Here is a 12,061-nt window from a genome sequence, read left to right as displayed (position 1 = left end):
CGAAGACGCAAATCAAGTCCAAAATCACCAAGCTGTGCATCGCTACCGGTATTCCAAGTACCCATTACCGTAGTAAGTTCGTTCATCTGATAAGCAACAGAGAACATTTGATCATCAGCAACATCAAGTGCACGTGAATAAGAAAGCTGTAAATTTTCACCAAGGTCTTTACCAACTACCATTCTTGGAGTCACACGTTTAGTGCGTTGTGACCAACCGGAGGCAACTCTTAGCTCATCTACAATCGGTAAAATACGTTGCACTTGTTGATCAAGACCAGACACCGCCCACAAAGCATCAAGGCCACGGCTAGCTAGTCGATCAGAAAGCTCACCATCAGTATTACGAAGATCACGCAAACGTAAACCGAATTGTAAACAAGTTAAGACGTCTTGTTGTGCAACTGGACCATTTTTATCAATACCATTAGGAATTACATTATAACTATCTGAAGTACCTTGGATGTCAACAGTTACATCCATATTGCAGGCTTGAGTATGTGCACGCAAGTCAAATTCAGTGAAGATCCGGTATTCATCAGTAAATAAAATTGAAGCACGCTCAATAGTAAATACATTCTCCTGATAACGTGCACGAGCCCATAGTGGACTCATGCTGCCAATTAAACCCAAGCGTTCAGTAGTGCCGGTAATCATCAAGTCAGCTCTAAGTTCTGCATCAAGTACTGGGCTGTTTATGAAGATACTATTATTAGCATTTAGTTTGATGCCTAAACGAATAGCATTATTTCCGCTGGTATCAGTGACGCGAAGCGGAGGGACATTACGTTTAGGGATAAGACGCTTAATATCAATATTGGCATTGTAACGCAGCGACTGCATTGTAATATTGCCAGTTAATTGTGGATCATTAGTTGGGCCTAGCAAATGCAAGTCACCGCGCAGGGTAAGATTTAATTGAGGCTGTGGATTTAACGTTATATTATCAAGGTTGCCATGTAGTTCTAATTCTGGTTGGCGTTCTGGTAAAAGGGTTATCTGACCTTGTACGCTCGCTCGACCTTGGCCAATTTGAGTTGATATGCCTTCGATATTAATATTTCTACCGGTAAAGTTTGCTTTACCATTAATAGAATCAAACCTAAGCTCACTATCGAGAACATGCATAGCGGCATCTTTAATTGAAGCAGAGCCAAAGAAGTAAGGAGTTTCCCATGTCCCTTGGGTATTGATATTAATTTCTAAATGTCCACGATTAGTTTGTAGACGACCTAAGCTAAGTCGTGCCGAATCGAGTTCACCAACTGTTGTTAAAGTAATTCTTGGAGAGCCATCGTTTTTTAAATAACCATTTAAATTAAGGGTAATGCCATTACCAATCATTGCAAAGTCAATAATAGCCAATTTTTTATTATCATAATGCAGATGCAGAGGGTGAGTAGGTTGTAATTTTATTCCTAATAGTTGTGTTGTTGCTTGGTTAATAGTGATTTTTGCAGAAATAGTATTAGAATCTGTTAATAATCCTTGCGTATGTATATCACCGCCAATAGTAGAATCAAAGTTAGTATTCAATTTCCATAATTCAGAAACAAGTATGTTTTTAAAATTAATATTTGACCAAAATGGAATTTCGGGTGTTAAAGTAATTTCACCATTAAAAGCACTCAAACCGTTGTTAGTAGTGCCTTTGATGATCATCTTATCATTAATGATTTTTCCCTTAATATATAAAGTATTTAAATAAGTTTTATAGAATATTAAGTTGCTAGCATTGATTATTAAATTACCTTTAAAAGAATCTGCAGAACCAAAGAGATTGAATTTTCCTGTGGTATCTCCCGAAATATCAACATCACCAATAAGTGGTGCAATAGCTGCAAGAGAAATATCAGACCAATTTGTATCAATTGTTAGGGTATGGTTAGTTTCCAACAGTAGATCTCCAACTATTTGACCATGATCGGTGTGCGTTTCTAAATGTAGTTTTGCTATTTGGCTTGCAAAGTCATAATGAGTTGATAGAAGCAGGCCGCCTAAATTCACCGTATCAATTGATAAAGAAGGCGCGCTAAGTTCACAGCTTATCGTTGGACTTAATAAAGAACCACTAATTTTAATGTTAGCATTTACATTAGAACTTATTCGGCTATTTAGGCTTCTTGGGGTTATATTAATAGTAGCTAACAGATCATTAAATCTCATACTATAAATATCTGCAGTAGCTTCAGTAGTAATATACTCATAATTAAAATCAATTGAGCCGTTTGCGGTAAAACTGCCACCACTACGGTAGCCGCTTGCATCTTCAATACGTAAAACTAAACTATTATAGAAAATCGTCGCGGTGGTATCGCCGATGAGATAATTATCGACCGAGAAATTTTTAAAATCAATAGTACTTGCAATGAATGGATTGCTATATGGACCAGTAATCATTGCATGTAACGCACCATGACCATCAAAATTAATGTTGGCAATAGGACCTAAGTCACTCAACTCAAAATTGTCTGAACTGAACTGTAATTGTAAAAAAGGTGAAGAGTCGAAATATAATTCACCATTAATATGTGCATGTGAACTATTACGAGTTATAGCTAAATTATTTAAAGAAACAGCTATATTATTAACAGCTACTATGCCTTTGGCATCGACCATTGGAAGCTGCAAATAGGTTTTAGCTGTAGCAGCATTATGAAAACTTTGATTAAAGACACGAAAGTTTGCAATACTGATATCTGTTTCAAGTTGCAGTGATAAAGGATTTAGTTGACCACGTAAAGCTACATCACCATTTACTCGTGCATCAACCCAAGCATCATTAAGACCAACTTTTTCAATAATTAATGGTAGTGAGCTGTTATGTAATCTGATCGCGGCACTTACTGTTAATTTTTTAGTGAAGTCAATGGTTCCGCTGCCGGTGAGCATACCCGCTTCTTTATGAGTAAGTTTGAAGCTGTCAATGCGTGCATGGGTTCGCAACAAACGCATTTCAACTTCGAGATCACCACAATCGGCTTGGTATAGTACTAATTGTTTAATTTTAAGACGAATATTTGCTGTGGGTGTAGTAAAAGGGCCGTGTAACTTTAAGGTTAGTTGGGACTGTCCGCGAAGTGGGGGCAGACCAATGTCGAATTGTCCTAACCAATCAAGTGTTGTCTTTGCATCTATATTAAGGTCAATATTAGCTTGCTGTCCAAAATTAATAATACCGGCACAAGTTAAAATATCTTTATCATGAATAAAGCTACTATCAATAATTTGAATAGATTCTAATTGATCAAGGCTACCATTCACTATGGCATGCAATTTGGTAGCGAAGGTAAAATTTTGCGAATTGTTTAGCAGTGTAGTAGCGGGCCAATTTAATTGAATTGTACGTCGGCCTCTTGATGTTGGAATCGCTTCAATATTTGCATCGCTGACCTTAATTCGCCAGTTATTGTGACGAAGTTTGATATTTGCTTTATGAAGATTTAAAGCACGAATATCAAAAGGCAAACGCATTTGATTTTTGCTATTTTTTTTAAAAAGTGTTCGTAAAGCTTTGGTGTCGATGTCGGTATGTACACCGTCAAGGGTTAGCTGGGAAATAACGACGGCTCCGGTGGCGGTTGGCCAAGGATTTATCGAAATTGAGCCATGTTCTAAAATCACTATGGGATTTATTTGTTTGGGTAAATTAATGACGGCATTGTCAAAGCGTAAACATGGCGGCCATAAGTCAATGTTGACGGCCTCTATTTGCAGATTAAAACCTAAGGTATTTTTGGCAAAGCTTTCTATGTAGGAGCGCAAACTCGTAGTGACACGCTCGCTTTTAATAAACAGCGCTGCACCGGTTAACACACCAGCCAGGATACAAAAAATAATTATAAGCCGTCGCCACACGTCTCGCAGATCGTAGCGGAAGGCTACGTATTAGGTAAAGTAAGTAAACAGTAATTTTGCAAATGATTTACGAAATTAGGGATGAACCCCTAGGCTCGCATCGATTTAATTGCGTTAATAAGCTCAGGCACTGCTTTTTGCATATCGGCTACTAAACCGTAGTCAGCTATTTGAAAAATGGGGGCTTCAGGGTCTTTATTAATGGCAACGATAGTTTTAGAGCCTTTCATGCCGGCTAAGTGCTGAATCGCACCAGAGATACCAACAGCTATATAAAGGTTTGGCGCGACAATTTTGCCGGTTTGCCCCACCTGTAAGTCGTTTGGCACCCAGCCAGCGTCAACTACAGCTCGCGTAGCGCCAACGCCTGCCCCAAGAGTATCGGCAAGTTGTTCAACAATAGCAAAACCTTCAGGATTTTTTACCCCACGACCACCTGAAACTACAATATTAGCGGTGGTGACATCGGGGCGTTGGCTCTTAATTTCTTTAAAGTTTACAAGCTTGGTTTTAATAGCACTAAGATCAAGTTCGAAATTTATTTCAGCAATAGCTGACTCGCCACCTTTGTTTTCTGGTTCATCAAATTCAGTCGATCTTACTGAACAAATACGCATTGGGGTAGTTAAACGTACGGTAGCAGTGACATTGCCAGCCCACATTGGTCGTTTAAAGGTACTGTCATCAACGACCTCTATGACATCACTGGCCATGGCCGCATCAAGTCGAGCCGCCAAACGAGGCAGAACATCTTTTATGGTACTTGAGGAGGCCGCAGCAATAATATTAGCACTACAAGCTTGGGCAGCAGTAGCTAAAGCTGCGGTTAAAGTTTCGACTACTGGTGCAGCAAATGCTTCGCCGGTAATTACATGAATTTTGGCAGCACCATAGCTACGTAACTGGGTAGCTACTTGGTTGGCATCTTTGCCAATGACAGCTAGATGAAGCTCGCCACCTGATTTAGCCACTAATTGTTGACCGAAAGTAATACCATTTAATGAAGTTTTTTTAGGAGCACCTTTTAACTGCTCAACTAATATAAGTACGTTTGACATATAATTAAACTCTCTTGGTTAAGCTTTTTCAAGCAAAGTAGGTTTTGTTGCCGATGCACAAAATAAGCGTCAAGTTGTTATACTAAATAACCTTGGCTTCGTTGTGCAGTTTTTCTACCAGCGTTGCTACATCCGGTACTTGAATACCGGCTTGGCGTTGTTTGGGTGCCTCCATTTTAATGATTTGCACCTTGTTGTCGCTAATCCCGAATTCGGCGAGAGTACGAGCTTTTATTTCTTTTTTCTTGGCTTTCATAATTCCTGGAAGCGAAGCCAAGCGTGGATTACAAAGACGTAAATCGGTGGTGACAACTGCTGGCATTGTTATTGAAACAGTTTCAAGACCACCATCTACCTCACGAATAACAATGGCATTGTTATTATCAATTTTGATTGCTGGGACTTTATTTTTCTCAGCTTCGGATTCGAGGTTTTCTTCTTTTGAGGCAAAACTTGCTTGGCCCCAACCGAGTTTTTCGGCAAGCATAGTGCCAACTTGGCCCATATCGTCATCAACAGCTTGCTTGCCAAGCAGAATGAGGTCAGGTTTTTCTTCGGCGGCGATTTTGCTAAGCACAGTAGCGGCAGCGAGAGGATCGATATTTTGATCAACTGTAACATGAATACCGCGATCTGCACCCATAGCCAGCGCACTACGAATTTGCTGTTGTGCTTCTTGATTGCCGATACTGACAATCACCACTTCGCCTTGCTGTTGATCACGTAGGCGCAAAGCCTCTTCAACCGCAATTTCGTCGAAGGGATTCATGGCGTATTTCATCTGCTCAGTTTCAATACCAGAACCGTCGGCTTTAACCTTGATTTTGATTTCGGGATCTTCAACGCGTTTGATAGTAACGAGTAGCTTCACGGTAAGCCTTTCTCGATTTGTTTAGCAATCGCTAAAAATTGTAGTGTTAAACAGATAACCATGCTTTTAAAGTCGGATTAACTAGTTAGATGATGGTGGTGGTGTCAAGCCTGTTGGTGTCAAAGATGAAAATCGAGTTAAGTCTTTTGTAAATGTAGATACGATACAGCTTAATATTTGATTTACTGGTAATTCAAAATATAATGTAAAAACAAGTTATTGCGTTAAAACTATTTGATTTTGAGGTAAACTGATGATGAGGCTTTGTGAGGCTTTGTGCCAGACACTCAAAGCGGGTGCAGAACAACGGATAACGGGGTTCAAGATTTAAAATTATGCATATAAGCCACTTGCAAAAATACCATAATAATCTTTTCATCGTCACCCTCGCGAACGCGGGGGTCCATAACATATTGTTTTTACATAGCATTCCTGGATCCCCGCTTTCGCGGTAATGACGTTATTATTAGTATAATTTTTAATATTATCGAGTTTTGCAAGTGGCTCATATATTAAGCAATAATTTTTTGTAGCAAAGCTCGTGCTTCGCGATGTTCTGGAGCCCGTTGTAAAATGCGCATAATACAGATACGAGCTGGGTTGTTTTGTCCCACATCAACTAAGAGTCGTGCTAATTCAAAATTAGCATCAACATGTGATGGATCAATCTTTAAGGCATGCTGCAATAAATTAGCGGCTTCACGACGTATATTATTATTAATATCTTTTGCTGCTAACATTACTTGGGCTAATGCAACCCGATAACTTGGCTCTTTATCGTTTAAACGGATAGCTACTGCCAATTTTTGGTGCGCCATTTCTAATTCATTATTATTAAATAAGCGCATGCCATCAGCAAATGCACGCTCAGCAAGTTGTCGTGCTTCACGATCTTGCTGTGCATTATGGTCAATATCAATAGCGGCATTTGCCGCTTGTGCTGCTATTTCATAGGCGGTTGGGGTACTGATGTCAGTAATTTGCATCTCTTGGGCGTTATCGTCTTCGGACAAATAGCGTGATTGTTGGGTGGCGGTATAACGTTCACGTAGTTCTTTAGAACGTATAGTATTACGTGCTTTGGTTAAAATCGATATAATTTCAACTGCTCGACGTTGGACATCATCTGGTAACCCCGTAGGTAAAGATTCGGTTTTAAAGGGGCTGATTATATTTTCATAAGCAGCATCAACAGTCTCTTTATCGGCAGTTGAATCTACACGTAAAGCATCAAAGAAATCGCATTCTTTAATGCGTAAATATTCTTTGTTAATTTCATCACAGATAGCAGTAATGGCGCGATAGTCGGTAGGTTCATTGCTAACTTTGGGTTGAGCATTTTTTTGAGGAACACTTACGGCGTCTCCTGGTTTGAGTGTAGCACGCACCATATCAGTTACTAAAAGCACGTATAACGCCTGAGCAATCTCTAAGGCACGGCTATCATCGCTTCGTAGTGCGGTTGCGAAAGTTGTATGGCCGTCAAGGAGAGTAACAATATCAATGTTTCGTAAAAATGGTCCAAAGCTTTCAAAGTGCACATCAAAAAGTACAGTACCGACGACATAGCGATCATGAAGAGTTTGGAAATAGGTCATTAATGAAATGAGATCATAATGTTCGCGTACACCACGCCAAATTCCTTTAAATATATCAACCTCAGTAAGAATCATGGTGTCAGCGAAGTGATTATCTGATTCAATTTCATAACTACCATCACGCCAAGAAAAAGCATTGGCAAGACGTTGTTCGGTAAGGTTATGTAAAATATCTAATAATTCTTCTTTATTGATAATGCCGCTGTTTAAAAAAGCATCAACTTCATTAGCTGTAGTTTTAGCAGGTGTATTAATCACCGATTCATATTCTGCAGGGGTGATGCGACCATGAGCGACAAGATGTCGTCCTAAAGATTCGTCAATTTGTTGTGAATCAACTCTAACAACAATGCCATCCCATAAATAAATAGTGCGAGAAATTCCTAAGCGAGTCAGCTGGATTTTTCCAGAAAAGGTTGCAACATACAGCTCAAATAATAGACGTGGTAGTGGAACATCTTGCAGCATACCAACACGCTCAAGGGTTGGAGGCAAATTACTAGTATGTTTGCCTTGTTCCGCTGAGGCGTGAACAGTATTTGACAACTCTAGAATGCTAGTTGTTGTCGGCGATTCTTTTTGCGTTGGTGGTTTTGTAAAAAATGATGGTCTGCCGACCACCGTATCAGAGGCAGGTTCGCTCACCGCATGCTCTGCTGTCGATTCTTTAACGGTGAGCATACTATCAAGATCAAGCTCGGTTTCGTTGGGTGTATCAGAGGCAATATAATGTTCTTCTTGAGTTTCTTCTGATATTGCAGTGCTAGCTGTAAGATCTTGAATTTGTGGTGACGGTTTACGAGCTATTGGTGTTTGAGTTGGGGTTATCTCTGCTGTACTAGTTGTATCTAAAGATAGTGGTTCGGGTGTTATCGCTACGGGTTTAGCTTCTGTTATTTGAGATTCTGATGACAGAGGTAAAAGTGGAATAGGTATCGGAATATTATTGTTGGTAGAGATAGCACCAGCTTCGAGGTTTAATTCTTCTTCAGGATTTTTTAATAACTCTTCAGGTTTTTCTACAATTGGTTCTGGTACAGCTACTTGGGCTATATCAAAACCAACTGCAACTAAGGGAACTCCAAAAGACATTTTACTTGTTTCATTATTTGCATTTTTAGGTTCACTTATTGACAATTCCCATTTTTTAATGAGGCCGCTTAACGCAGGATAGCGAAAAGGACGTGGCACTACTGCATCGCAGCCAATATTTTCTGCGAGCGTTTCAGCAGTATTAGAGACAAGTTCGCTACTAGCGACTAGTAATAAAATTTTGACATCGTTTTGTTTAGCACGTATTTGTGCGCAAAATTCTTGAAGTGGTATTTCAGGTAAAGCTGAACTACAAATAAGTAAATTAAAAACTTGTTCATCAAAGCAAGATAAAACTGTGTTAGTATCGTGAGCAGTGGTAACATGAAAGCCTTCACGGGCTAACACGGTAGTGATGAGTTCGCGGGTGATTTTATCAATGTCTGATACAAGAATGGTGGTAGCCATGTATCCTTATAGCCTAGCGCATAATTTGACTTCAGTGCGAGACTTGTGCAGCAACTTATGCAAAACTGTTGTTTACTTTCGTCAAAACGTACTTGACACAATGCTGTAGTGATGGATTTCTAACAAGATCTACTGTTTGATCAAGGGAGAAGATGATAATGACCAAGGCGGACTTAATTGAACGTGTCGCCAAGGATATCGGGCCTGGGCTTAGCAAACGTATGGTGGCACATGTCGTAGAATCAACCTTTGAGCACTTGCACAAAGCCATTCGTAAAGACAAGCGTTTTACTTATCCGGGCTTTGGCACATGGACTGTGAAAAAACGCAAAGCACGTAAAGGTCGCAATCCAAAAACAGGTGAAATAATTGCAATAGCACCTACAAAAACTGTGGCATTTAAACCAGCGCCGCATTTTAAAGCTAGTCTCTAAAGTGTAGGCATTGGTTATAAGACAAAAAGTTATAAATATTAGCTATTTATGCAGCTGATGAATTTTTAGGGCTTAAAGAGTTTGACGAACTTTCAGAGCTTGATGAGCTCGAACTAGTTGAGTTGTTTGACGAATCTTTTTTAGTGTCAGCCGTCGAAGACTTATCTTGCTCTTTATTTAATGTTTTAGTGTTATTCTGTTGTTTTTTATCTTTACGAGCGTAATCGGTAATATACCAACCCTCACCTTTAAAAACAAAAGCACTTGGACTCATAATACGATGCACATCACTTGAGCCGCATTTATCGTGTTTTTCTGGTGGAGGATCACTGTAACGCTGTATTAGCTCAAAAATTTCGCCGCAACCTTCACATTTATATTCATAGATAGGCATGACGAAGTTTATTTAAGGTCGAAAAAGCGTAACGTCAAGCCGTAAGAGTATTGCAATTTGTTGTTAACAGCACAAATTAGCGGACATAGCCAAGTGATCGTAAAACTTCGATAGTTTCTCGAGTTAATTCGGCTTTTCCTGTTGCTAAGCCAAGTTGTTTATTTCGTCTTGATGCTAAATCACGACGAAATACACGTAATATTTCAGGTGATTGAGAAGCTATATCGAATCGTTCTTGCGGATCTGATTTTAAATCATAGAGTTCTTCTTTACCTTGGATAAATGGATAAGAAGGTTGAATATGCAATGTACGCAAATGCTTAATGTATTTATAACGATCAGAACGTAACGCTACTAAGTTGCGTCCGGCATGCTCAATCATAGCTATATGAGGTGGCGGTACTTCACCTCTAATTAACGGCCATAGTGAACGACCACGTATCCCACGAGGTATAGGTAAATCTAAATATTCCAAAATAGTGGGATAAATATCTATACTTTCTACTACCTCGTTTACTGCAATACCTTGGCGACCTGAACCTGGAAAGTAAAAAATCAGAGGGATATGTGAAGTTGTTTCATACAATCCGGTGTGTACAAAATACATACCATGTTCACCGAGAGATTCTCCATGATCAGCAGTTAGTACTAAAGCAGTTTGTTCGAGCAAACGCCGCTCATGAAGGGTTTCAATTAAACGTCCAATTTCGTCGTCAACATAGGTTACCGCCCCTTGATATTGGGCCAAAACCCAGTCGAGATCGGTTACACCGTCAAGCCAAGCGCGAAAGCAAGGATGATCGCTCATATTTTCTGGCAACAAATGCCAGATACGCTGTAGAGAGTGTTTGGTTGGATCACTTTCGTCTTTATCATAGTACATATTATCATATGGAGCGGGTGGGCTATATGGCGTGTGTACATCGGCTAAATGCAACCAAGCAAAAAAGTGTTTTTCACCTAATGTATCGAGCCAACTAAGAAAATTATCAATAGTCTCTCCCGCTCTACGGGTACTGGTGCTTTTAACAAAAGTAGCGAAGCCTTGGTCTAAGCCCGATATTTCAGGATTTAAATGCTGCATATTTACTATGGCATAGGTGGCATAACCACGACCGGCTAATATTTCGGCCAAGGTGCGCGGAGCAGTGCCAAGAGCTTCAAAGTTTGAATAAACATTATGATCTTGCAAATATAAGCTCGTCATAATTGACGAGTGTGATGGTGTGGTAGTGGTGGTTTGAGAAAAAGCTTGTGAAAAAAGTACTCCACCAGAAGCTAAACGATCAAAATTTGGTGTAAGTACATGTGTATGTCCATAGCTAGAAAGGTAATCAGCCCGCATAGTATCGACGGTAATCAAAATAACACCAAGTGGCGACGGTTGACCGGAGGGTAAAGTACTGCGGGTGGCAAATGGTTTTGCCGGTTGGGTTGATATTGTGCTGCTAGCACTAGCCCCCTTACAAGACCAAAGCAATAAGGCTAACAGCAGGGTAAATAAAAAATGCATTCTCACCTAATATTAAGCATAGCAATGAATTTAAAACTGTCAAAAGCTTAGCGTTTTTTTAATTATATTGTTGGTTAGTGATATTATTTTACTAATTAAATAATTGTTCTTGGTGATTTCCTTGCGGTGTTACAATCAAGGTACTAACCTGAAAAGTAGGAGTAATGGTCAGATGAAAAGCAACTTCAGATAAGGCGTTGCAAGTTTTAGGTTTTCATCGACGGAGTTAAAGTTTGAAAAAATGGTTATTCATGGGGATTGCAAGCGTTGCAGTTATGCTTGCCGCGGTAATTATTGTTATTACAAATAGAGCGGAAGTATTTCAGATAAATTCACAAATTAATGCGAATTTATCTGCTGGCGCTTCAATTGAAGAAGGTCCAATACCAACAGTTGCTTCGTATGATTTAAGCGCGCATCAAATTCTCAGTCATGTCATTTTGCTTATAAGAGAAAATTATGTCGAGCCGGAACGTATACACCCATATGAAATGTTTTTAGCAGCTTTAGAATATATCGAAAAATCAGTACCAGAAGTTTTGGTTGATCGCTCGAAGGCTCCTGAATTTGTAAAGATTTCAGTTGGCAGTGTAGAACGGGTTTTTGATTTAAGCAATATGGATCAATTGTGGGAAGTGACTATGCTTTTACGTGACATTTTCCGCTTTTTGCAAAATCAATTGCCAGATCCAGAACAAAGACAAGATGTTGAGTACGCTGCCATTAATGGCATGTTATCGAGGCTTGATCCCCATTCAATTTTGCTTAAACCAGAGAGTTTTGCAGAGGTTAAGACGTCTACTAAAGGTGAATTTGGTGGTTTGGGAATAGTAATT

At 39.5% G+C, this 12,061-nt stretch carries 8 protein-coding genes; 2 read left to right on the top strand and 6 right to left on the bottom strand.

The features are described 5' to 3' along the window. The 4 genes from JW841_12850 to JW841_12835 form a co-directional block, all read right to left on the bottom strand. The coding region (locus JW841_12850; protein ID MBN1961826.1) for a translocation/assembly module TamB domain-containing protein at positions 1 to 3,857 on the bottom strand (3,857 nt) is incomplete at its 3' end. 89 nt (positions 3,858 to 3,946) lie between these two features. Next, the gene (locus JW841_12845) at positions 3,947 to 4,915 is read right to left on the bottom strand and encodes an electron transfer flavoprotein subunit alpha/FixB family protein (GenBank protein MBN1961825.1); all 969 of its coding nucleotides are present in this window, start codon (positions 4,913 to 4,915) and stop codon (positions 3,947 to 3,949) included. A gap of 82 nt (positions 4,916 to 4,997) precedes the next feature. Then, the gene (locus JW841_12840; GenBank protein ID MBN1961824.1) at positions 4,998 to 5,786 is read right to left on the bottom strand and encodes an electron transfer flavoprotein subunit beta/FixA family protein; all 789 of its coding nucleotides are present in this window, start codon (positions 5,784 to 5,786) and stop codon (positions 4,998 to 5,000) included. A gap of 512 nt (positions 5,787 to 6,298) precedes the next feature. Further along, positions 6,299 to 8,884 carry a response regulator gene (locus tag JW841_12835; GenBank protein ID MBN1961823.1) on the bottom strand — a complete coding sequence of 862 codons (2,586 nt, stop codon included), beginning with the start codon at positions 8,882 to 8,884 and terminating at the stop codon, positions 6,299 to 6,301. A 158-nt stretch (positions 8,885 to 9,042) separates the two neighbouring features. On the opposite strand from JW841_12835, the gene JW841_12830 reads away from it, so the two are divergent. Next, positions 9,043 to 9,318 carry an HU family DNA-binding protein gene (locus tag JW841_12830; protein ID MBN1961822.1) on the top strand — a complete coding sequence of 92 codons (276 nt, stop codon included), beginning with the start codon at positions 9,043 to 9,045 and terminating at the stop codon, positions 9,316 to 9,318. Between the two features lie 46 nt (positions 9,319 to 9,364). Here the strand turns inward: JW841_12830 and JW841_12825 are convergent, their stop codons facing one another. Both JW841_12825 and JW841_12820 read right to left on the bottom strand, forming a co-directional pair. Further along, a complete protein-coding gene (locus JW841_12825; GenBank protein ID MBN1961821.1) occupies positions 9,365 to 9,712 on the bottom strand; it encodes a zinc ribbon domain-containing protein in 348 nt (115 codons plus the stop codon). Between the two features lie 76 nt (positions 9,713 to 9,788). Next, the gene (locus tag JW841_12820; protein MBN1961820.1) at positions 9,789 to 11,231 is read right to left on the bottom strand and encodes a sulfatase; all 1,443 of its coding nucleotides are present in this window, start codon (positions 11,229 to 11,231) and stop codon (positions 9,789 to 9,791) included. Positions 11,232 to 11,458: 227 nt separating this feature from the next. Here JW841_12820 and JW841_12815 point away from each other — a divergent pair. Further along, positions 11,459 to 12,061: peptidase S41 (locus tag JW841_12815; protein MBN1961819.1), on the top strand; the 603-nt coding region annotated here is incomplete at its 3' end.

It is taken from the genome of Deltaproteobacteria bacterium (genome assembly GCA_016931625.1).
GTDB lineage: Bacteria > Myxococcota > XYA12-FULL-58-9 > XYA12-FULL-58-9 > JAFGEK01 > JAFGEK01.
Note: the sequence above shows the minus strand (reverse complement) of the source record. Positions and strands in the feature narration are given on the sequence as shown.